Consider the following 23936-nt stretch of genomic DNA (forward strand, 5'->3'; position numbering starts at 1 on the left):
ATAAGAAGGAGATAGGAGAAATATTTTTTGTCTGTTACGTCAAAAAAGACTACCTTTGCTCCCTAATTTAATTAAAAAAATCGTTATGAGAAAGCTGTTAATTTTAGCAAGTCTTGCTCTCATTGGAGTTGCTTGCCACAAAAGTGATGATGACAATAACAATAATAACAATAATAACAATAAAAAAACTCCTGACCCGTGGGAAGAAAAGACATTATTGCCTACTAAGTACATCATAGAGCGTTCAAAGGATGATATCTCCGAAATGGTTTACACCATAGAGGACGGATTTATTAAGGAAGCAAGAGAGTTCAAAACTTATCGTTCAAAGCGAAAGGAAGTCAAACATTTGATTATTAAGCCCCTAAAGGGTAAGAAACTTCCTGCCAGGATAGATATTGATAAAGACGGTATAGCTCAAGGAGTTGTAGAATTTAGTTTCAATGACCAAGACCAAGTTACTGAAATTAGAAAAAGTAGAATAGGAAAGCATCCTATGTCTATTACTTTTGGCTACAAAGATGGAAAACTAAGTGAATTTTCTCCTTCAATCGTTTACAAAATTACCTACCCAGATGCCCATACTGTGGTGGCAACGAGTGCTTCTGGACACGACAGAAAAACCTATACTTTTAGTCCAGAAGGCAACTTGATAAAGAAAGTAAAAGATAAACTCAATGACGGGGGAGAAGTTTTTCTTAGAGAGACCTGTCTATATGAGTATGACCTGCAGAAGAAAAACCCCAAGAGAGACTTGCAAATACAACTTATCACGTTAGCAAACAATCCTTTAAATAAGTACATCTTTTATGAGCTTTATGAAGCCACTAATAGCAAAAATCTTGTAGTGAAAAAAACTGAACAAACTCAACATCTAAAAGATCCTGACAACCCCAGTTTAGGACTTACTACAGGCATTCCATATTTAACTGAATATAAAAATGAAGCTAATAATCCGCAAGGTTACGCTACTAAAATTACCAAAGTGATGATGGGATATGATAGTACTATTGAAAAATATGAGTACTAATACAAGCTGTATCATACTTTATAGTTAGAAGAAAAGTATCACTAAACTCAATTAAGAATGTTAATAATAAAAAATCTCCACGCAGGTGTGGAAGGCAAGGAAATCCTCAAAGGGATTGATTTAGAAATAAAAGCAGGCGAAGTACACGCTATTATGGGACCTAATGGAGCAGGCAAATCTACCCTTTCGGCGGTGATTGCAGGTAGCGAAAACTTTGAGGTAACAGAGGGTGATATCCTCCTCAATGGCGAAAGTCTGTTAGAAGATGCCCCCGAAGAGCGCGCACATAAAGGTATCTTTATGTCTTTCCAATACCCTGTAGAAATCCCTGGAATATCAGTAACCAACTTCATCAAAACCGCTATCAATGAGAGTCGGAAGGCACAAGGATTACCCGATATGCCTGCTGCTGAACTTCTCAAAAAATACGCGAAAAAGCAGCCCTTTTAGAAATCAACCCCGACTTTCTTTCGCGCTCCCTTAACCAAGGATTCTCTGGCGGTGAGAAGAAACGCAACGAAATCTTCCAAATGGCAATGCTCGAACCTAAAATTGCTATTTTAGACGAGACCGACTCTGGTCTTGATATCGACGCCCTACGCATTGTAGCTAATGGGGTGAATAAACTCAAAAACGAAAACAATGCGGTGCTTGTTATCACCCATTACCAACGCCTTTTAGACTACATCGTCCCCGATTACGTACACGTGCTTTCCGACGGTAAAATCGTAAAAACAGGCGACAAAAACCTCGCCTTAGAATTGGAAGCAAAAGGCTATGATTGGCTGAAATAATTGAACTTACCCAAGGCTTGCACAATGTTTGAACTCAACAACGAACAACGTAGATATGTAGGCTTAGACCCTATATTACCTCATTGGGATAGGGTTTTATTGGCAGGTGACAAACACCGCCCTGAGAGTATATTGTATTTTGACGGTGACATCATCAAAAGGCAAATCATCTCCACAAAGGAAAAGTACATCGAAAAACAGTACGAGGAAGCAACCCGCAACCGCGAGATTTTGCTACCTAAAACCCAAAAAGGTAAAGAAGTGCCTTTGCAAGCCAATCATTTTGAAAAACGTACCCCTATAGGTGTTTCTGTTGAACTCAAGAATGATAACATATATATAGCAAGTTATACTTCGGAAACCACTTTTTACAACAGTCATTGGGATAAACCTCCCGATAGAAAACAAACCTCTATCCCCGAGCAAATAGCTGATTTTATTGCTCAATCACCAGCGAATCATTTAGAAGAAATAGCCGTTTTCAAACAACAGAAACGCAAGCACGTAAAATTCAAAAAAGGCGATATTTTCTGCTTTAAGCTCAATCGTACCCAATACGGATTTGGTAGGGTGCTATTAGATGTTTATAAGGTAGAAAAAGAGAATATCATACCTAAAAATCACTTTTGGAGGTTTTTATTTGGTCGTCCAGTGATGATACAGTTTTTCGTATATGCTTCTGATACTAAAAATATTCCTATAGAGGTATTGCAACAGCAAAAAGTACTGCCCTGCAATGTAATGATGGACAACAAACTGTTCTACGGGGAATATGAAATTATAGGCAATGCTCCTATACCCGATGAAGAATACGACTTTCCTATCAACTTTGAAAACGATGGTTCTATGCTATATGGAGCCCCTAAGTACATATTGCAATGGGGATTGATACAATTAGGAATGAGTGAAACTGCTTTTGATGAAAGAGCCGAAAAACTCAAAACACTTACCGATGATTTGGATTATAACAATAGAGGAAATGGTATTTCGCCACAGTTGTTCAGAAACTGTGATTTACAAGAGGTGCTAAGTGGCGAAGCGTTAGGATGGCGAAAGAGAGACTTGAGAGCTCCTTTTAACAAAAAAGTAAAAGATAAAATTCTCACTATCTTTGGTCTTGATCCAACAGTAAGCTATGCCTCCAATTGCAAAAAAATAGGTTTGCCCTTACCAAGTGAATTAAAAGATTAACAAATGAGCTAACGACTAATGAACAAACCACTAATGACTAATTTAAAAGAAAAATGGGTTACTGCCTTCGAGGCGTTCCCACATAAAGGCGATATATTAAAAGACATTCGCAAAGAAGCCCTTAGTTTCTTTGCCGAAAAAGGTTTCCCTCATAAAAAAGTAGAAGCGTGGAAATACACCTCTCTCACTAACCTCCAAGCTACTGATTACCACTTGTGGCAACCTATTTATAATAAAACAACCCTCTCCGCAGAAGTGCTATACGAACACTGGATTAAGGATTGTGATGTGCTCGTGTTTGTAAATGGCTATTACTGCCCAGAAATGTCGAGTAAAGAAATAGCAGGTGTTACCATTACGCCCCTATTAGAAGCATTACACAAGGGCGGAGAGGCGTTTATCAAAAAATACTTCAACACCAATACCGAAAAAGGCGATATATTCACAGCCCTCAACACGGCTTTTGCCTCAGAAGGGATATATATAGAAGTACCTAAGGGGAAAGTAGTAGATAAACCCATACAGTTGCTGTATTTCAACGACAGAAAAGAAACCACTTGCTACCAACCGCGCAATATTATTGCAGTGGGTGAGAATGCACAGCTCAAAGTTATTGAAGTTCACCAAAACTTATCGGATACTGCTACGGCAATCCTTACCAATGTAGTAACCGAGGCATTTGTAGCCAAAGAGGCTTTCCTCGATTATTACAAATTGCAAAACGATAGTCTTACCGCTTCCCTTATCGATAACACCTATATTTCGCAAGAGGCAAACAGCCACGCCAGCGTGCATACCTTCTCGTTTGGTGGGACACTCACTCGCAACAACCTCAATTTCTATCACCAAGGCGAGTATTTAGAGTCCACCCTTAAAGGGTTGAGCATTTTGCAAGGCACACAACATACCGACCATTATACGCTAGTGAACCACGCATATCCTAACTGTGAGAGTCATCAGGATTATAAGAGTATCGTAAGTGATGAAGCAACCAATGTGTTCAACGGTAAGATAATGGTAGAGCAAATCGCTCAGAAAACAAATGCTTATCAGCAGAACGACAATATCCTTCTCTCCGATAAAGCAACGGTATACACCAAGCCCCAACTCGAAATCTTCGCCGATGATGTGAAGTGCTCACACGGCTGTACCGTAGGCTCTCTCAGCGCAGACTCCTTTTTCTATTTGCAAACACGTGGGATAGGCAAAAAAGAAGCCTCTGCCTTACTTACCTATGCTTTTGCAAATACCGTATTGGAGAGCGTAAGCATTCCAGCCCTTTCGGAGTATATCAATGCGATTATTGCTGAGAAATTAGGAGTAACCGTAGATTTTTAAGAGAAGAAGTATTTATAAAAAAGAAAAGCCTACTTGAAATTTCAAGTAGGCTTTTTTATTGGATATTGTGGCTGTTATTTTAAACTCCCGTATAGTTCTCGGGCGTTATAACTTTTAGTTCTGCCTTTACATCTTCATTTACTTCCAAGGTATCGATAAAACTGCTAATAGTCTCGGCAGTGATAGCGGTATTGGTACGCGTGAGGGCTTTGAGGGCTTCATAGGGGTTAGGATAGCCTTCACGACGCAAAATCGTTTGGATAGCCTCGGCTACTACTGCCCAATGGTCTTGCAAGTCTTCGCGGATTTTATCTTCATTTAAAAGAAGTTTATTGAGTCCTTTGAGGGTAGATTGCAGGGCTATGAGTATATGACCAAAAGGCACCCCTACATTGCGCAATACTGTGCTATCGGTGAGGTCGCGTTGTAGACGGGAAATAGGCAATTTCGCTGATAGATGCTCTAAAAGAGCATTGGCAATGCCTAAATTACCTTCGGAGTTTTCAAAATCAATAGGGTTTACTTTATGAGGCATAGCCGAAGAGCCTACCTCGCCAGCTTTTATCTGTTGTTTGAAATAATCCATAGAAATATACGTCCAAATATCGCGGTTCAAATCGATGAGAATCGTATTGATGCGTTTAAGAGCATCGAAAAGAGCGGCTAAATGGTCGTAATGCTCAATTTGGGTAGTGGGGAAAGAATGGTGCAAGCCTAATATTTCCTCTACAAAGCGAGTGCCGAAAGCCTTCCAATCGATATTAGGATAGGCCACTTTATGAGCGTTGTAGTTACCAGTAGCTCCCCCAAACTTGGCAGCATAAGGCACTGCTATAAGGGTTTGTAACTGCTGTTCCATACGAACGACAAACACCTCGAACTCCTTGCCTAAACGCGTAGGGGATGCCGGCTGACCGTGAGTGCGCGCCAGTAGAGGGATATCTTTCCATTGGGTTACTAAACTTCTCAGTTTGCTGAGCAATTGCTCCAAGGCAGGCAAATACACTTGTTGTACAGCTTCCTTGATGCTAAGTGGAATAGCGGTATTGTTGATATCCTGAGAGGTGAGACCAAAGTGGATAAACTCCTTGTATTTTTCTAATTGCAGTTTATCAAAAGCCTCTTTAATGAAATATTCAACCGCTTTTACATCGTGATTGGTAGTTTGCTCTATTTCTTTTACTTTTAGAGCTTCCTCTTCAGTGAAATTTTGGTAGAGTTTCCTCAAATCGGTGTATCTTTCCTTAGGGAAATTGCCGAGTTGAGGCAAGGGGAGTTCACAGAGTGCGATAAAGTACTCTACTTCCACTTGCACACGATAACGAATGAGTGCCATTTCGGAGAAGAAAGGCACAAAAGAAGTCGTTTTATCGGCATAACGACCATCGATAGGGGAAATTGCGGTTAACATAATTTTAAATTAGCAAATTAGCAGATTAGAAAATTAGAAAATTGTCTCATTGCTTAGTGTGTAACAATCTTGTGAGTTTGATAGCTAAATCGGTGAAAATAACTTTGCCATTACCATTGCGCTCTACGTGTAACTGGGCTTCTTCGAGGAGGTTATGTATTGCCTCGATATTACCGCCGTGAATAAAAGGGGCAAATTTAGCAAGTTGAAAAGTAGGGTCGGCGAATTGCATATATACCAAACCAGAGGCGGTATAGTTCAGTAGGAATGCCTGACGGAACACCTCAGTGCAATACTGCAAAAACTGTTTTTGTGCCTCCCGCCCTACGGTATTGATTTCGTCACTCCACTGCAAGAGTCCTTGTATAGAGGCTTTGTTACCACGCGCGCGGTAGGCTGTGCGCACCCACGCAATAAACCAACGCTCAAAAATGGCTTCTTCGCTTTCTTTGTTGTTCATCAGTTGGAGGGCTTTGTTGAAATTTCCTTGAGCGCGTAGGGCTATTTTGGTCGCTTCGGCATCAGCTAAACCACGTTCTACGAGGGCTTCTTTAATAGCCTTCTCACTTAGGGGCGGGAAACGCAGGATTTGGCAACGTGATTTGATAGTGTCTAATAGGGCATTTTCATCTTCTACCACCAAGAGAAAGACTGTTTTATCGGCGGGTTCTTCGAGGAGTTTAAGAAGCTTGTTAGAGGCTTCGGCATTCATCTTCTCTGCCATCCAGATAATCATTACCTTATAACCACCTTCAAATGATTTCAGTGCTAACTTATTGGTAATCTCTTTAGCCTCGTTTACCCCTATGTTAGCTTGTTTTTTTTCGATTCCAAGGAACACAAGCCAATCGAAAAGAGAGCCATAAGGCTGTTCTTTTACAAAAGCGCGCCATTCGTCCATAAAGAGAGCACTAATAGGGTCTTTTTTCACCTTGTCATTAATAGCTGTGGGGAAAGCAAAATGGAGGTCGGGGTGAGCGAGTTGGGCGCATTGAGCCTTTGCCTTGGGGTTATCGTGCGAAAGAATGAGAGTTGCGTAGGCGATTGCCATTGGCAGAGCGCCTTGTCCTTCGCCTGCCACAAATAATTGAGCGTGTGGAATGCGACCTGCTTCCACACTGGCTTGCAAATAGTTCTTTATTGTATCGTATCCTAAAATATTGTCCATTGTTTAGGTGTTAGATGTTAGGAGTTAGTATATACTGATTTTAGTAGAGCAAGGGTAATAAAAATAATACTGTTCCTAACAAAAATAGTACTGCCAAAAAGTGAATTACAAAACTATTTTTCCTCAAAAATATATATTGTTGTACCAAACGTATTGCCCAGAACAACGAGTTGCCAAGTAAGAAAACCTTACCTAAATCAGTAGTGAGAAGTTCGTTAGTAAAACAAAAACAAACTATTGCTACTGCTACAAAATAATAAACTATTTGTATATTGAGAATTTGGATAATTCCGCGATTGGCAAAACTGAGTTTGTGCACCTCTTCTTTCCACTTAAAAAGTCTCCAAAACAACAAATGGAAGAGGGCAAAGAGCAAATTATAAAATCCTAAAAAGATAATAACAGTATACATTCTATTTCTTATAAATATTATTCTCCCTATTGATATCTACACTTCTGTTATTAGGGTCTAATACTATACTCTGGATATTGTTCAAAGGCATATCGAGTTCAAAAGTGTAGGTAAGGTTACCCCAACCCCAAGCAGGAACTACTGTACGGGGATAATTAGGGTAAGTGTTTGGTTTTTCGCCGTAAGTCATTCGCAAGGGCACATATACGTATTGGGTTTTACCAGCTTTATCGGTTACAAAAAGGTCGATAGAAAGAGGCAGGCGTTCTAAGCGTTTGAGGGTAATTGCAGTTTTATTTCCTTTGGCTTCTACCTTGTCGATAGCGTAATCGGCTACGTGGTCAGTTTGCATAAACTCATTGAGGAACCATTGCAATTGCATTCCTGATACTTTTTCGGCTATGCGAATAAAATCATTGGGGGTTGGATTCTTGAAAGCATATTCTCGGTAGTAGCGTTTGAGAGTTTTCATCAGTGCTTCGTTACCCATTAGATAATCTAACTGAGTGAGGAAGAGCTGCCCTTTGTAGTAAGCGGCAATACTATAAGCGTAGTTCGTCGCATAACGGTCGGAATGAGTGATGGTAGGTTCTTGTAACCCCGATTTTACTAAGTTTAGGTAACCATTGTACGCTTTATTAAAGGGATAGTTGGTTGCAGGAATGAGGTGCAACACTTGTTGTTCGGCAAGTGTTTGGATATAGGAGGTAAACCCTTCGTCCATCCACGGATAAGCTGCCTCATCGGTAGCTAAGAGGTGTTGAAACCAAGCGTGAGCCAGTTCGTGAATGGCAGTGCCTACTAAACTCTCATATTTCTTACCGCCTTCCATAAGGGTACACATTGCATACTCCATACCACCATCGCCTCCTTGAATGAAAGAGTATTGAGGCCAAGGATATTTGCCTATAAGTGTATTGAAATAATCGAATACTTTGAGCATATCGGGCTGGATGCGCTTCCAATTCTCTGGATATTTTTTATAGAAGAAGTGTATGGTCTTACCGTCGGTGAGAGTGTGCTTATCGTGAGTAAACTGAGGGTCGGCAGCCCAAGTGAAATCGTGTACACGTTCGGCTATAAAATGCCACGTTTTGGTTTTAGCTTTGGTTTGGGGTATTTTTACGCCCTTATCTTCATAACCACAGCCCATTTCGTTAGGATTTTGCAACACGCCTGAACCTGCTACCACATAGGTTTTGTCGAGGGTGATTTTTACATCGAAGTTACCCCAAACGCCGTAGAACTCACGACCTAAGTATTCGGTAGTATGCCAACCTTGATGGTCGTAAGCTACCATTTTAGGGTACCATTGTGCCATTGAAAGTGCTACACCATCGGGGCTATTACGACCTGCACGGCGTATCATTACGGGCACTTGACCTTCAAAGGTCATATCGAGTACTGTTTTGCTGTGAGGTAGAATAGGGGTGGGGAGGGTTACTTTTAGGATTGTACTTTCGTGAGAGAAGGTAGCTTTTTGTCCGTCCTGACTCATAGCCGTAATGCGCAATAGTCCGATTTCAGAAGGTGAGAGTTTGGCTATACGACTCTCGTAAATGGGGTTTTTATCGGTGCCGAGATTGTTAACCATACGTCTATCGGGGTCGGGGATGGATTGCAGTTTGCTATCCATTTCGCTATTTGGCTGAAAAGCGTTGAAATAGAGGTGGTAGAATACTACGCGTAGGGTATCGGGAGAGTTATTGGTATACGTGAGTTTTTGGGTGCCTTTATACTGAAAGTTTTTCACGTCCATCGTTACGTTCATTTGGTAATCAGCTTGTTGTTGCCAAGGGTTATCTTGGGCTATTGCATTCAGCATAAAAGCGAAAACAGAGAATGCTAAGAGTATTTTTCTCATTATTATATTCTATTGATAGTTATTGAAAGTGCAAAGGTACGAAGTAATTGCGAAATTAACAAGTCGTGGCACGACGGGCAGGTGGAAAATGAGGAAATGAGGTGCGAGCCGCACAGGCAGTTAAATTAGCAAATGGGAAAGGATTGAGAGATTCGGAAGATATCGGAGAAGTTCGGAAGAAGGTTAAGAGGGATTTTGATGGAAAAAGGCTGTAAGGAGGGTGGGGGTAGCTTATAAATAGCTTATAGGAAGCTTATACGAATCTTGGACGATTGGTATAGGAAGGGTATATAAATAATTGATTCATACTATAATACGACAGTGCTAAAAATGTTAAAATCGGGGTTTCGAGGCGAAAGAAAGAGGAAGAGGTGCTAGGCCTTAGACCATAGGCACTAGGGGGAAAACATTCCCCTTTACACATATACAGCTGTTGCTGGGTTTCTTAAAAGGAGGTACGAGCTTGTAGCTCGTACCAGCGAGAACGTTAGTCATTAGGGGTTAGTAGCCCCCGTTCCCCCGAAGGAGGACAAGCCGAAAAAGTGATTTGTCGATTTGCTAATTGACAAATTTACTAATTTATTAATTCTTATGGTTCATCTATTCCACTTGGGTTGAGTCCTTTACCGCCTCCTGCTGTATAGCCACGGCTTTCACCGGTTTGCCAAGGAGATACCCAAAAAGCGTAAAGGTCGCCATTGGTAAGGTAGAACTTAAAGCGTACAGGCTTGCCTTTAAGCGCTGTGAGGGTAGCATTGTTTTTCCACTGTACAGGCACCTTAGTGTCGTCGTTTTTTTGCAATACTACACAATCTTTCTTAGTAAAACCTGCAATAGGAGAGCCGCTTTCGTCCAACACTTCTACTAATAGTTTTCCTTTCTTGACTGCCACATTTACAAAGAGGTATTCACCGTCAAAACTCACTTTTTCGGTAGTGGCAAAAGCCTCTTTCTTCTCAGCTTTGAGCGATACAAAACCATCACGACGTAAGGTAGCCAAGCCAGTACTCATACCAGCATCCCACCAGATATTGTTTTTAGAGCGACCACTACTGTAAAAATAAAGCGAGTCGCCTACAATAATGGGCACTCCATTCACCGACTGCATATTGCCGTAATTCCACGCTCCTTCGGTAGGGTTTACCCCCATAAAAGACTGGTGAGTAGGGCGTGCAAAGTGAAAGCCATCGCGACTGTAGCCCAACTGCACTTCGTTGCGCTTAGGCATCATCGCTTTTTTGCAAATGCCATTCTCAGGTCCTTGCCACTGACTGTAAAAGCCGAGTATGATACTCTCATAGGCAATAGCATCGAAATTATAGATACCAGGAGCTACTTCGGGGTGGTCGGGGTGACGTTTTTCTTTATCATCGGGGGTGAACCAGAATACTTGATATTTCTCGTGTAGCTGTCGACTCATCATATGAGCAAGACTTACAGCATCTTCTACATTAGCGTGCTCTAAATAAGAGCGCGAACGGTTAGATACCTCAGGCACCGAATAGCGCATACTAATAGCCCACCGATTGGTAAAAGGATTATAGAACGCCGAACAGCGGTCGGTAATACTACCTGAGTGTGCTACTCCTTTGTCCGTAAAGTGAATGCCATCGGGGGAATATTTCAACACGATTTGGTATTGAACATAGTCGCTTTTGTACTCTATGTTATTCATCGCTTTGTATTCTACATTGAAGAACTTAAAGCGTTTAGCGGGGTCTTTTTCCTGTTTGTCGAGCCATACCGTGGCGGCATCACGGTTATTCACATCTACATAGTTAGTGCCAGGCACTATGTCTAACGAAGGTTTCATCCAATGTTTACCATCAACCGATTCGGCATAGCAGGTAGCCAAACCGTGTTTGGCACCATTTGCCTGAGAGGCACCTGCTAAGTACCACATCTTAAACTTGTTATCTTGTTCGTCATACCACACTCCATCGCTAAAAGGAGCAGCATAAGGATAGCCTTCCTTAGTGTTTTCCCAAGGTTTATCAGCTTTGAGTACTGGATTTTGAGCGTAGAAGCGCGGTGTGTGATAGACCTTTTGAAGGTGGTTTTCACTGAGCAAAAAGTCGTCTACAAACAGTTGTCTGCCTGTATTGATAGGAATAACCGCAGGCTTGTGCTGCAAATACGGCACGGGCATTTCTTTTCTCTCAGTAGGCTCTTCATAACGGGGTGGCCAGTGTGAAGGTAGCGTTATACCGTTATGAAGTACCTGACCGAAAGACTTCATACATAAAGTAATTGAAAGTAAAAGTATTATTCTGTACATAGTTTTTAGTCGTTAGTTATTAGTGTAGGGTATCAACTTTGCCAAAGGTCGTAGCACGACGGGCGATTAAAACTTTGGCAAAGTGTTGCGACACACAAATTTGCTAATTCTTATGGTTCATCTATACCATTAGGATTTAAGCCTTTACCGCCTCCTGCTGTATATCCCCTACTTTCACCAGTTTCCCAAGGAGACACCCAAAAAGCGTAGAGGTCGCCATTAGTAAGATAAAATTTAAAGCGTACGGGCTTGCCTTTGAGTGCTGTGAGAGTAGCGTTGTTTTTCCACTGTATACGTGCCTTAATACTGTCGGTTTTTTGCAATACTACACAGTCTTTCTTAGTAAAACCTGGAATAGGAGAGCCATTTTCGTCCAATACTTCTACTAATAGTTTGCCTTTCTTAACGGCTGCATTTACAAAAAGGTATTCACCGTCAAAAGATACCTTTTCGGTAGTGGCAAAAGCCTCTTTCTTATCAGCTTTGAGCGATACAAAACCATCACGACGTAAGGTAGCCAAGCCTGTAGAGGTATGGCTATCCCAGAACACATCGCTAAGCCTACGACCGCTGGCGTAGAAGTAAAGCGAATCGCCTACAATGATAGGCACACCATTTACCGACTGCATATTGCCCCAGTTCCACGCTCCTTTAGTTTCGTTCACATTCATAAAGGGTTGGTGAGTAGGGCGAGCAAAGTGAAAACCATCACGACTATAACCCAATGAAATCACATTACGCTTTTGTATCTTATCCTGCTCGCATACTTTGTTTTCAGGTCCTGCCCACGCACTGTAGAAACCGAGTATGATACTCTCGTAAGCAATCGCATCAAAATTATAGATACCAGGCTCTACTTCGGGGTATTTCTCGTGGCGTAGCTCTTTATCATCGGGGGTGAACCAAAAGTGCACGTACTTATCACGGTCGTCTTTGCGTATGCGGTGGGTTACCGATACAAGAGTCTCAGGGTCTGAATGTTCTACATAAGCACGTGAACGGCTTGACACAGGGGTGCCATAGCGCATACTGATGACCCATTTTTTAGTGAAAGGGTTATAGAAAGCAGTAGAACGATCGTATATATCACCTGACTGCGCTACCCCTTTGCTCCAATGCACACCATCGGGAGAGTATTTAAGTACAAACTGCCAACGGCGGTCGGACGGGCGACGTTCTACATTGAAGAGTTTCCAGCGTTTGGCAGGGTCTTTTTCATTGCGGTCGAGCCATACGGTAGCTGCATCACGGTTAGATGTCTCTACGATATTGGTATTGCTATACACCCCTACACTAGGTTTCACCCAGTGTTTGCCGTCGGTTGATTCGGCATAACCGGTGTAGAAAGTCTGCGGGTCTTCTCTGTGCAACGTGCCTGCCCCAGTAAGGTACCACATTTTGTACTTACCGTCACGCTCGTCATACCATACCCCATCGCTGAAAGGCGAAGCATAAACCGCTCCTTGTGTGGTTTTCTCCCACTCTTTATCGGGTTCCAATACAGGGTTGCCCGCATAGTAAGTGGGGGTGTGATAGACCTTCTGCAAGTGGTTTTCGCTGAGCAAAAAATCGTCTACAAATAGTTGTCTGCCCGTATTGATAGGGATGACAGCAGGTTTGTGCTGTAAATAGGGCACGGACATTTCTTTTCTCTCAGTAGGCTCTTCATAACGGGGAGGCCACTCAGCAGGTAGCTGAATGCCGTTATGAAGCTCCTGACCGAAAGACTTTACAAATAAAGTAATTAAAAGTAAAAGTATTATTTTTTTCATCATTACCAACCAGGATTATTATGTTGAATATAGGGGTTGCCTTCTACTTCGTCTACGGGTAGCGGTAACCACTCATTTTTGTGTTCTTGGAAGCCAAGGTAAGCCGAATTGTTATACTGTTTGAAATTGGGGTCACTACCCTCCAATTCGCGGAAACGTTGAACTACCTTGCCCCAGCGAAGGAGGTCGAAAAAGCGATGCCCTTCTTGGGTGAGTTCTAAGATGCGCTCACGTTCTATTACGTTCATATCTACTGAAACTACTGCTGGCATACCTACACGGGCGCGCACTTGGTTTACAGCGTCTAACGCACTCAATGAGCCTTGCGTACCTCCACTTACTACCGCTTCAGCATACATTAGTAATACATCGGCGTAACGAATTTCTATTTGGTTTAAGCCGTTAGCCCTACCGTTCCACATATAGAAGTTATTACCAGGGTTATTAGTAGGTAGTGTCCAGTCGATACCCTTACGGCAAGCTGCTTTATACTTCTTAGCTTGTGCTTTGGCTACCCCAAAACCTTTGGTTCCATAATATTCCTTAAAAGTCTTATTGTCAAAAATACGCACTTCATCACCTGTACGGGCATTGATTTCTGGCTTGGTATCATCAAAAATTAAAGTGCCAAACATACGAGGGTCGGTATGACCTGAGGCGTCTTTAGAATTAACAAAGGTATTGTAGACCCAATCGTGAATTATACTACTGCTGGCAATTTTATTGGTAGGAGGCAGATAGCCACGAGGGTCACGCCATACCCCACTGTTAGACAAACCTGGGTTAAAGCCCGTATTGGTTACATCGCCCAAAAATTGGAGTTCGAAAATAGACTCATCGTTGTTTTCGGTAGCGACTTTAAAGTTATCGTTATAATCGGCTACCAAGCGGTATTTACCACTAACAATAAGCTCATTGAACTCGGCAGCTGCCTCGTTGTAATAGGTAGCGGTACTGTTGCCATAATAGCGTTCAATACCCGAACGGTACAAATAAGCTTTACCGAGCAGAGCAATAGCCGAGCCTTTGGTTACACGTCCTACCGATTCACCTTTCCAAAAGCCTTTTTTGGGTAAAAGTTCTTTAGCACGTTTAAGGTCTGATATGATAAAATTCCAAGCCTCTTCAGGAGTTGCCTGAGGTTTGTAGTCTTTGGCAGAGGCTGGCAATTCTTTCATCAACGGGATATTGCGAAAGTTGAGAAATAAAAACCAGTGTGTATAAGCCCTTAAAAAATAGGCTTCACCCAAATAGGCATTTTTCAACTGTTGGTTCGTAAAGTTTACATTAGGAATTGCTTCTATCATTTGGCAGGCTTGAGAAGCTGCAGTATAGAAGAGCGCATAAGGTTGCACAATGGTATACCAAGAGCTGGATAGGTTAGCCGAATACTGACCAGGTTCTCCATAGTCGGAGCAGTCGCTACTCTCATCACCACGATTGATTTGCAAGCGCCCCGCAGTACCCATTGCACGAGGGGTAGTAATATAGGCATAGATACCTATTACCCCTTTATTAATGTTTTGTGGCGTATTATAAAACCCATTTACGTCTTGTTGGTTAGGGTTGCTCGCCAATTCATCGAATGTTTTTTCGCAAGCCGTAAGCCCTATAAGACAGGCTGCAAATACAGCTTTATATACTATCTTTTTCATTTTGTTTTTAGTTTAGAAAGTGAGTTTTAATCCCATATTATACACGCGGGCATTGATAGCAGGAGCATTGGCTTCCAAGCCGTCAATACCTTTGTTGAACAAAGCGTTGCTACTTACCTCAGGGTCGTAAAGAGAATAGTTAGTGAGGGTAAAGAGGTTTTGAGCACTGCCATAAATACGCAAAGAACGTAAGCCTCCTATCTTTTTGAGTAATGTTTCGGGAAAAGTATAGCCTATTTGCACGTTTTTAAGGCGCAAATAAGAGCCGTCTTCTATATAGAACGTACTGGGCAAAGCGTTCCCACCGTTGTAGTTATCGGTTTTAGCGATAGGCAACTTGGTATTGCGATTGGTAGGTGTCCAAGAATTTAAGGCATCTACAGGCGCATTACTATTATAGTTGAAGTACAAATCATACTTTTCGGCATTGAAAATTTCATTGCCTGCTACTCCTTGAAAGAAAGCGGTGAAATCCCAATTCTTATAATTCAAATTGAGGTTATAGCCAAAGATAAAATCAGGAGTAGGGTTCCCGATTACTTGTTTATCGTCTTCTTTTAGCTGCTTGGCCAGCTTAGCAGTGCCGTCTTTGGCTTGGTAAAGAAAATCGCCTTGGTCATTAATTCCTACTACTTTATAGCCCCAGAAAGTACCGATAGGCAAGCCTTCTTTAGTAATGGTAGGACGGTCGTTAAACTTAGCACTCATCAACTCTCCACGAATAGGTTGTACTCCTTCACCCAATGCCAACACTTTATTCTTCATATAGGTAAGATTGGTTTGAAAGTTAAGAGTGAAATCATCCCATTTCTTTCTGAATTCCAAAGAAAACTCTAACCCTTTGTTTTCAACCGAAGCCGTATTGTAATTGGGTACCGCTCCTTTGTTGATAGTGATGGTTTGCCCTGAAGAAGGTAGTGATTCGAGCGGTGCTAACAAATTGTTGTTGCGCTTGATAAAGTATTCGGCTGTGAAGGTGAGCATATTGTTAAGCACTCCTACTTCGATAGCTGCATTGGAGGTAATAGAAGTTTCCCACGTAAGGTCTTGTTGTGCAAAGCGAGTAACATAACCATACTGACGGCTACTACCGAAAATAGCTGGTACAGGACCATAAGCCAAGTTTAAGAAAGTATAAGGGTCGATAAAGTTAGCTCCCAATTCACCATAGCTGGCGCGTACTTTCAGTTTGCTGAGTAATTCAGTGTCGAACCAAGGCTCAGAATGAATATTCCAACCCACAGAAGCTGAAGGGAAATATCCTACACGATGCCCTTTGGCAAATTTAGACGACTCATCACGGCGCAAGCTAAGCGATAGCAGGTATTTGTTGTTATAGTCGTAATTCAAACGACCAAAGAAAGAAAGTAACGCACTGTTCAGTTGGTTAGATCCTACTACCCCTTCGCCATTATAAGTTTTTACGGTAGGGGCTCCTAAATCGTTCACCCCTGAACTGATAGAGTTTTTACGGTAAAAATCGCGCATCCAGCTGGTACCTAATAGCACATCGAAATGGTGTTTCTTTTGAAAAGTACGGTTAAAAGTGAGCAGATTATCAATAGTATAATTGAAGTGTTCCGCTCTACCTTCCGATAATGAAGTACGTCCTGTTTGATTGAGTTTGGCATCAGGAGTACCATCAGGATTAAAGAAGGTATTATAAGCAGGAGTGTGTTTATAGGTATTGGTATTTACATAAGTACCTGCTACATTTAGCTTATATTGCAACCCTTTCATCAGTTTAAAAGCTCCTGATAAACTTCCCGTAGCACTAGTGTTCCGGGTGAAAGCATCTTGTTTATAAATAGCTGCCAAGGGATTAGAAATATTACTATTGGTGATAGAATAGCCTTTTGAAGCAGCTGTAGAAATATAACGTCCATTTTCATCAGTTACAGGAATAGTAGGCATTTCGAGCGTACGAACACTAGGAGGAGCTACTTTCTTAGTATTGGCAATCGATAGTTTCTCTGTCAAGGAAAATCTACCCTTTTTGAAAGTAGAGTTGATACGTGCGTTGTATTTGTCGTATTCCGATTTGATGATAATCCCTTCTTGCCTTACATAGCCCAAGCTGGTGTTGAAAGTAGAGTTTTCGCCACCACCTGATACGCTGGCATTGAAGCTACTCATTGGCGCATTGCGGTAGTACAAATCTTGCCAATCGGTGCTACGGTTAGGGTCGGTAGGGTTTACGTTTTGAGGGGCACGGTCGTAAGCTGGACTGTTGTCGGCTACTTGATTAGCAAAAGTGCGCCATTGCTCGGCATTCATCATATCGAGCATTTTAGAAGGCGTTTGGTAAGAATAAGAAGCATCGACCTCTACTATGGTTTTACCACTCTTACCATTTTTGGTAGTAACGAGTACCACCCCATTGGCAGCGCGCGAACCATAGATAGCTGCCGCTGAACCATCTTTGAGAATCTCTATCGATTCGATATCGGAAGGGTTAAGTGCCTCGAGTCCATCGGCTATTGCTCCATCGATTACATAAAGCGGTGCGGTAGCTCCAAACGAACCCGCTCCACGCACTACGATATTTACCTCGGCACCCGCAATACCTCCGCGTTGCAAGATTTCCACCCCAGGTGTACGCCCTTGCAAGGCTGAAGCCACATTGGCAGTTACCTGCTTTTGCACCTCTTTAGCCGATACCGAAGATACAGCAGCCGTCATACTCGATTTCTTTTGAGTACCATAGCCTACGACTACCACTTCGTCGAGCTGTTGGTTCTCGTCTTTCATCTGTACGTTGATAAGCGAGCGCCCATTGACAGCAATGTTTTGGGTAATCATACCTATATAAGAAATCTCCAAAGTAGCCCCACGAGGCACATTAGCAAGGGTATAATTCCCCTCCATATCGGTACTCACTCCTTGGGTAGTACCTTTCACTACTACACTCACTCCCATTAAGGGCTGATTACTGTCATCGGTCACTCTCCCCTTTACCTCGAGCGTCTGTGCCCATAAAGAGGAAGTACCCAAACATAGCAACCATAGGGTCACTATATTTCTAATTGTTAATAAATGTTCTTTCATACTTCCTATAGTTTTAAATCACAAGGATAGTTTTTACAGTATTTAATTTTACAGCGCAAAATAAGATAAAAATAACAATATAAACAAGTTTTTTATTAAATATTTTTATTTAAAAGGGTGGATTTATGATTTGAAAACATACAAGAGTCAGAAAACCAACAATTTAACGAGGATATATTTTAGAAATATTTTTTTCTTATTCTTGTTTGTGCAAAGAAAAAATCTGATTAATGGCTAATTAGGTCATACTTACTGTGAGAGGAGGGATAAAAATAGCAAATGGGGTGCGTAGAAAATGTGGAAATGAGGAAATTTGGAAATTAGCAAATGGGAAGGTTGAACCTGTCGGAAGAAAACGGAGAAATTCAGAAGGAGAAATTTAGATGGAAGATAAAAATAAGCTGTAAAATGAGTATGGTTAGCTTATAGAGAGCTTATAGGAAGCTTATACGAATCTTGGACGATTGGTATAGAAAGGGTATATAAATAGTTGATTCATAATATAATACAACAGCGCTAAAAATGTTAAAATCGGGGTTTCGAGGCGAAAGAAAGAGGAAGAGGTGCTAGGCCTTAGACCATAGGCACTAGGGGAGTATGACAGAAAAGAGAATTAGCAAATTAGAGAATTTGGAAATTAGCAAATTTGTGAGAGGAGTTTTGGGGAGTGTGCGGGAGGAAAAAAATATCATTATTTGGGTATATAACAGAAAAATAAGTGTATCTTTGCCTTTGGAATTTTATATCTGTGCCAAAATGCAACTTACTTGTATCATTGTAGACGATGAGCCTATGGCGCTCCAACTGCTGGAAAGTTATGTGGTAAAGACTCCTTTTCTGAGGTTAGTCGGCAAATTTAGCAATGCTATTGATGTATTGACGTTCTTATATGAAGGTAGCGCGCCCGACCTTATCTATATGGATATCCAAATGCCTGAGCTTACAGGGCTCCAGCTTTCTAAAAAGATACCCACCTCTACTAAAATTGTTTTCACTACGGCTTTTGACCAATACGCTATTGAGGGATATAAGGTAAACTCTATTGGATACTTATTGAAACCTTTTGATTATGCTGAGTTTTTGGAGACGGCTCAAAAGGCTCTGCTATTAAGCACACCTTTTGTTACTGAAAAATCGCTCGAAGTAGCGCAGGATTATATGTTTGTAAAGGCGGATTACAAGCAAATAAAGGTGATGTATAATGATATTTTGTATATAGAAAGTCTTAAAGATTACGTAAAAATATACCTCAACAGTCAGCCACAACCTATTATAACGCTGATGAGCTTGAAGAAATTAGAAGAGGAATTACCGGAAGAACGGTTTATGCGAGTGCATAGGTCGTTTATAGTAGCTTTGGACAAAGTGAAAGTAGTGGAGCGCAACCAAATAGTATTTGGCAAACAGCGCATTACGATTGCTGAGAATTGTAGGGAGGCGTTTCTGAATAAAATAATGCCTAATGGTTAATTAAAAAAGTTGCTTGAAAAAATCAAGCAACTTTTTTAATTATTAGCCGTTAGTTGAATAAAGGTTTCTTCTAAGTCTTTATGCTTGTGATTAATTTGTAGTATTTTCAATCCGTTTTCTTTGGCAAAATCAAATACAGTGGGGCGCATATCTTCTGAGGTATCGAACTGTAACTGATATAGAAAATCATAGACATTATGCACTGATACTATGTTAGGCAAAGCGCGTAAGAGGCGTTCTTCGACACGAAAATCAAAAGCTACTTCTATAATTTGTTCTTTGTTTTGCAGTTCGGCCATTTTCTTATCTAACACAATGTTACCTTTATGCAATACAATCACACGGTCAGCCAAAGCTTGAATTTCTTGCATAATATGAGAAGATAGCAACACTGTTTTACGCTTACCTAACTCTTTGATAATATGGCGTATTTCTACCAGCTGATTGGGGTCGAGCCCTGTGGTAGGTTCATCGAGTATAAGAATTTCGGGGTCGTGAATAAGCGCAGAAGCCAAGCCTACACGCTGGCGATAGCCTTTGGAGAGTGCCTCTATTTTCTTATTGCTTTCAGAAGAAAGCCCTGTAAGAGCAATTACCTCTTCAATTCTATCGGAGGGGACTTTGGGGTATAGTTCAGCCATAAAGCGCAGATATTCTCGCACGTACATTTCGGTATACAACGGATTGTGTTCAGGTAAATACCCTATTGTTCTCTGTGCTTCAATAGGATTTTTTAGTATATCAATGCCATTTACTGTTATTGTTCCATCAGTAGGGGTAAGCGCTCCTGTAATCATTTTCATAGTAGTAGATTTACCTGCTCCATTAGGCCCTAAAAATCCGGTAATTTCACCTTTTTCAAGTTGAAAACTGATAGCATTGACAGCCACTTGCTGTCCGTATATTTTTGTTAGTTGTTGAACTTCTACAGACATCTTATTATATTTTGGGCTCAAAAGTACAAAATAATAAACAATTGGCAAGCGTAATAATTAAAAAAGGCTACCCAAATAGAGCTTTGGATAGCCTTCCTTCAGTATATTTAAAAACAAATAGAAGCTAAACTACAAGGGTTTTACAAGAGTTAAGAACCATTCTTTTACTTCTCCTTCCAAAAGGGGAGCGAGTTTTTCTTCACAGGTTTTGTGGTAGGCATTAAGCCATTTACGCTCTACATCGGTGAGTAGACTCACATTGATGCTTGAGGGCATAAACGGGCAAAGGGTGAGGGTCTCGAAATCGTAGAAGGTACCAAACTCATTGGTAACTACTTCACGCACCGTAATGAGGTTCTCGTGACGAATACCGTATTGATTTTCGAGATATACCCCAGGTTCGTCGGAGCATACCATACCTGCTAATAGTACTTGTGGGTTGAGGTCTTTGCGGATATTTTGAGGTCCTTCGTGTACGTTCATAAAGCTACCTACCCCGTGACCAGTACCGTGACCGTAGTCCTTGTGGTTTTTCCAAAGTGCCATACGCGCATAAGCATCGAGTTGTACGCCGCGGGTGCCTTTAGGGAATTGTACCATTGCGAGTTGTATCATTCCTTTGAGTACAAGGGTACTGTCGTCTATAAACTGCTGACTTACTTTGCCTAATGGAATGGTACGAGTGATATCGGTAGTACCTTCAAGATACTGTCCGCCAGAGTCTACCAAAACACTACCTTCGGGATGTACCTCTTTACTGCCGTGTTCAGGAGCTGAATAGTGCACAATGGCGCCATTGTCTTGGTAACCAATGATACTGCCAAAACTTTCACCTACGAAGTTCTTGCCTTCGGCGCGGAAGTCGCGTAGCTTCTTGCCAATGCTGTATTCGGTCATTGGTTCTTTGCCTACTTGGTGGGTGAGCCAGTAGAGGAACTTCACCATTGCTACCCCATCGCGTACCATTACAGTACGGAAACCTTCGAGCTCGGTAGCATTCTTTACGGCTTTCATCAAGTTGCCAGGGGCGGGAGCTTGCACGAGTTTATTGTCCTTTTGAAGAGCTTCGAATATCGCCTGATTGGTATTAGGGGCGAGGAGTATATTTTGTCCTTTTACGGTAGCCAAATAGTTGTAAAACTCATCATAAGGACGCACGCTTACTTTGGCTGCTGCCAAATGAGCTTCTACCTCAGGGGTGAGTTTAGCTTTATCTACAAAAAGGGTCGCTTCTTTATCGGATAGAGCAATATAACCGAGGAATACAGGGTTGTAAGCCACATCGCTACCGCGGAGGTTGAGTGTCCAAGCTACATCGTCTAAGGCAGTGATAAGGTGCAAGGTAGTGCGGTGGGTAGCCATTGCTTTGCGAATAGCGGTGAGTTTCTCGGCTACGGTTTGTCCTGCCCATTTATCGGGGTGTACGAAAATGTGATGAAGAGGGTCTTTTTCGCGGTTCGTCCAGATAAGGTCGATGAGAGGTTTATGTACCAATTTGATGTTTTGAGCGGCTAAAGTAGCTTGTAGTTTTTCCCAAGCGATGTGAGAGGTCGCCAAGGCGTTGAGTGCTACAGTAGCCCCAGCGGGAAGTACTGATACGAGCCAATCGGCATAATCGGGGGTACCTTCTACACCGTCTTTGAAGAGGTCGATGCCAGAGCCTTTGAGCTCAATCGCCGATTGTACAAAGTAACGAGAGTCCGTCCACAAGCCGGCTTTATCTTTAGTAACGACTACAAAACCCGCAGAGCCTGTAAATCCAGAGAGCCAAGCGCGTTCGAGCCATTCTTTGGGTAGGTATTCACTAAGGTGAGGGTCGGCGCTGAATACCACAAAAGCGTCGATGTGGTTTTCTTGCATTTTAGAGCGCAAGAGGGATAATTTTTCAGGTGTATTCATTGTTTATAGTTTTGAATTTTTGTAAATCTCTTTTCTATGACCTATATTGACAACTTCTACAGTGAGTATTTCATCAAAAATGTCATAGATAATTCTATAGTTTCCTACTCTTATTCTATAGGCATCAGAACCTGATAGTTTGATATAACCAAAAGGTCTTGGATTGTAAGCCAAAGAGAGAATAGCAGTCTTAACAGCAGAATAATTAGGTTCAGAAAGTCCATCTAAAAACTTCTCTGCTTTTTTCTTCAATACAACAGTATATTCTTTTTCTGTTTTGGTTTTAGTTTTCATTTTGATTACGGCGAGCTTCTATTCTTTTAAATACTATATCAGCAGGCTCAGCAGGAGTTGGGTCGGCTTTAGATTCGTAATAGAGTTGTAAGTCTTCTAACTCTTCATATAATTCAGCAATTCTCAAAAGCTCGTTGTATTGTTCAATAGGAACAACTGCCGAGAGTGTATTGCCTTGTCTATCAGTTAGAAAAGTGGGTTCTTGTAAAATCATTATATTCATATTTTACTTGGGATAATTCAGATTTTTATCGGTGAGGTGATACAAGGTTTCCTCTAAGTATTTTTTAGCTTCGTATTTAGCAAAAGGGAGGTTGTTGTTGTAGAAATTGCCGCATTCTAAAGCCGATGCACCAGGGATATCACCTTCAAAATTAGCGATATACTCAAAGAGTTCGGTAATCAAGGGGGCTATATCTTTAGAGGTATAGTCGCCAGCAAGAATGAGGTAATTACCGGTCATACAGCCCATAGGCCCCCAGTAGATAATTTTGTCTTTCCACTCGGGGTTGTTGCGCAACCAAGTAGCAGCGAGGTGCTCGATAGTATGCGTTTCGGGACTACCGAGTACGGGCTCACGGTAAGGGAGCTTCATACGGATATCGAAAGAGGTAAGCACTTCGTTGCCTACATAGTCTTTACGCGATACATAAATGCCACGCTCCAGTTTGAGGTGGTCAATACAAAAACTTGCTATTCTTTCCATTTTGTTTAGTTAAGAGGTAAGAGATAAGAGGTAAGAAATTATACCTTTTACATTTTAACTCTTGTTAATTGATATTTAGTTGAAATTCTTGAGTGAAATCGGAGTAGTCTTCTATTTTGAAAGCGCGAATATCTCTTACTGAAAAGCAAAACCATTTGATATTTTTTAGGCTTTGTATAGCACGAAAAAGGGTTCGCAAATCGCCTTCAGTAGCATAAGTACTCCCTTGTATCCAATAAAAATCATTTTGCTTAAGTACTTTTCTAATTTCAGCATAAGCGTTGTGATATGGATCTTTATAATGTTTCTTTAGCTCAGAAACTATTAAGTCAAAAGCTATAGTGTGCATAATTCTTCCTCTTCAACAGGTTTAAACATATCTTCTTTTTCAAAGAATAATTCGCCATTGTCCGTCTTTACTTCAATGACAATTCCTATAAAAGGATTTTGTTCTATTTCGGTAATGGTAGCTTCTACCCAATCGGGTTTCCCTGTGAGTTGAGGAGAAACCCACACGCGTTGTCCTATGTTAAATTTACTTTCCATTTTGTTTAGGTAAGAGATAAGAGGTAAGAGATGATACCTTTACTTCTTGTTGATTGATATTTAGTTGAAATTCTTGAGTAAAGTTGTTTAGGAGTGTCTGAATTTTCGGAGAAGCTCGGAGAGTT

Annotated in this window: 19 protein-coding genes and 1 pseudogene; 5 read left to right on the plus strand and 15 right to left on the minus strand. The window is 41.4% G+C overall.

Features of this window, described 5'->3' with window-relative positions:
• Positions 1–85: 85 nt before the first annotated feature.
• The 4 genes and pseudogenes from C3V44_RS06410 (at position 86) to sufD (ending at position 4353) form a co-directional block, all read left to right on the plus strand.
• Positions 86–1030 carry a hypothetical protein gene (locus tag C3V44_RS06410; protein WP_106095930.1) on the plus strand — a complete coding sequence of 315 codons (945 nt, stop codon included), beginning with the start codon at positions 86–88 and terminating at the stop codon, positions 1028–1030.
• Positions 1031–1087: 57 nt separating this feature from the next.
• Positions 1088–1824 (plus strand): annotated as a pseudogene (gene sufC, locus C3V44_RS06415) (Fe-S cluster assembly ATPase SufC).
• Positions 1825–3015 (plus strand): immunity 26/phosphotriesterase HocA family protein, encoded by a 1191-nt coding sequence (locus C3V44_RS06420; RefSeq protein WP_254425407.1) that lies wholly within the window; start codon positions 1825–1827, stop codon positions 3013–3015.
• An 18-nt stretch (positions 3016–3033) separates the two neighbouring features.
• A complete protein-coding gene (gene sufD, locus C3V44_RS06425) occupies positions 3034–4353 on the plus strand; it encodes a Fe-S cluster assembly protein SufD (RefSeq protein WP_254425408.1) in 1320 nt (439 codons plus the stop codon).
• Positions 4354–4432: 79 nt separating this feature from the next.
• Here sufD and purB read toward each other — a convergent pair whose 3' ends face one another.
• The 8 genes from purB to C3V44_RS06465 form a co-directional block, all read right to left on the minus strand.
• A complete protein-coding gene (gene purB, locus C3V44_RS06430) occupies positions 4433–5764 on the minus strand; it encodes an adenylosuccinate lyase (protein ID WP_106095933.1) in 1332 nt (443 codons plus the stop codon).
• A 46-nt stretch (positions 5765–5810) separates the two neighbouring features.
• Positions 5811–6932: a DNA polymerase III subunit delta' gene (locus tag C3V44_RS06435; RefSeq protein ID WP_106095934.1), complete on the minus strand. Its 1122-nt coding sequence runs from the start codon at positions 6930–6932 to the stop codon at positions 5811–5813.
• Between the two features lie 40 nt (positions 6933–6972).
• Positions 6973–7344 (minus strand): hypothetical protein, encoded by a 372-nt coding sequence (locus C3V44_RS06440; protein ID WP_009421734.1) that lies wholly within the window; start codon positions 7342–7344, stop codon positions 6973–6975.
• A 1-nt stretch (position 7345) separates the two neighbouring features.
• Positions 7346–9208 (minus strand): M1 family metallopeptidase, encoded by a 1863-nt coding sequence (locus C3V44_RS06445; RefSeq protein ID WP_106095935.1) that lies wholly within the window; start codon positions 9206–9208, stop codon positions 7346–7348.
• Between the two features lie 589 nt (positions 9209–9797).
• On the minus strand, positions 9798–11486 hold the full coding sequence (locus C3V44_RS06450; protein WP_106095936.1) for a hypothetical protein: 1689 nt from the start codon (positions 11484–11486) through the stop codon (positions 9798–9800).
• A 110-nt stretch (positions 11487–11596) separates the two neighbouring features.
• On the minus strand, positions 11597–13261 hold the full coding sequence (locus C3V44_RS06455) for a hypothetical protein (RefSeq protein WP_106095937.1): 1665 nt from the start codon (positions 13259–13261) through the stop codon (positions 11597–11599).
• The gene (locus tag C3V44_RS06460; RefSeq protein ID WP_106095938.1) at positions 13261–14913 is read right to left on the minus strand and encodes a RagB/SusD family nutrient uptake outer membrane protein; all 1653 of its coding nucleotides are present in this window, start codon (positions 14911–14913) and stop codon (positions 13261–13263) included. The genes C3V44_RS06455 and C3V44_RS06460 overlap by 1 nt, the downstream gene beginning before the upstream one ends.
• A gap of 12 nt (positions 14914–14925) precedes the next feature.
• A complete protein-coding gene (locus C3V44_RS06465) occupies positions 14926–17961 on the minus strand; it encodes a TonB-dependent receptor (RefSeq protein WP_106095939.1) in 3036 nt (1011 codons plus the stop codon).
• A 756-nt stretch (positions 17962–18717) separates the two neighbouring features.
• Here C3V44_RS06465 and C3V44_RS06470 point away from each other — a divergent pair.
• Entirely contained in the window at positions 18718–19431 is a 714-nt protein-coding gene (locus tag C3V44_RS06470) for a LytTR family DNA-binding domain-containing protein (protein ID WP_106096639.1), read from the plus strand.
• Between the two features lie 35 nt (positions 19432–19466).
• On the opposite strand, the gene gldA is transcribed toward C3V44_RS06470, so the two are convergent.
• From gldA to C3V44_RS06505, 7 genes are all read right to left on the minus strand, one after another.
• Positions 19467–20366: a gliding motility-associated ABC transporter ATP-binding subunit GldA gene (gene gldA / locus C3V44_RS06475; RefSeq protein ID WP_002675140.1), complete on the minus strand. Its 900-nt coding sequence runs from the start codon at positions 20364–20366 to the stop codon at positions 19467–19469.
• A gap of 129 nt (positions 20367–20495) precedes the next feature.
• Positions 20496–22265 carry an aminopeptidase P family protein gene (locus tag C3V44_RS06480; RefSeq protein WP_106095940.1) on the minus strand — a complete coding sequence of 590 codons (1770 nt, stop codon included), beginning with the start codon at positions 22263–22265 and terminating at the stop codon, positions 20496–20498.
• A 3-nt stretch (positions 22266–22268) separates the two neighbouring features.
• A complete protein-coding gene (locus tag C3V44_RS06485; protein WP_009409937.1) occupies positions 22269–22559 on the minus strand; it encodes a type II toxin-antitoxin system RelE/ParE family toxin in 291 nt (96 codons plus the stop codon).
• Entirely contained in the window at positions 22549–22773 is a 225-nt protein-coding gene (locus C3V44_RS06490) for an XRE family transcriptional regulator (protein ID WP_370684725.1), read from the minus strand. Before C3V44_RS06490 ends, C3V44_RS06485 begins: the two co-directional genes overlap by 11 nt.
• 12 nt (positions 22774–22785) lie before the next feature.
• Entirely contained in the window at positions 22786–23265 is a 480-nt protein-coding gene (locus C3V44_RS06495; protein ID WP_015782380.1) for an S-ribosylhomocysteine lyase, read from the minus strand.
• A gap of 64 nt (positions 23266–23329) precedes the next feature.
• Positions 23330–23614 carry a virulence protein gene (locus C3V44_RS06500; RefSeq protein ID WP_106095942.1) on the minus strand — a complete coding sequence of 95 codons (285 nt, stop codon included), beginning with the start codon at positions 23612–23614 and terminating at the stop codon, positions 23330–23332.
• The gene (locus C3V44_RS06505) at positions 23602–23811 is read right to left on the minus strand and encodes a transcriptional regulator (RefSeq protein WP_106095943.1); all 210 of its coding nucleotides are present in this window, start codon (positions 23809–23811) and stop codon (positions 23602–23604) included. Before C3V44_RS06505 ends, C3V44_RS06500 begins: the two co-directional genes overlap by 13 nt.
• Positions 23812–23936 lie beyond the last annotated feature (125 nt).

This window comes from Capnocytophaga sp. oral taxon 864 (assembly GCF_002998835.1).
GTDB classification, from domain to species: domain Bacteria; phylum Bacteroidota; class Bacteroidia; order Flavobacteriales; family Flavobacteriaceae; genus Capnocytophaga; species Capnocytophaga ochracea.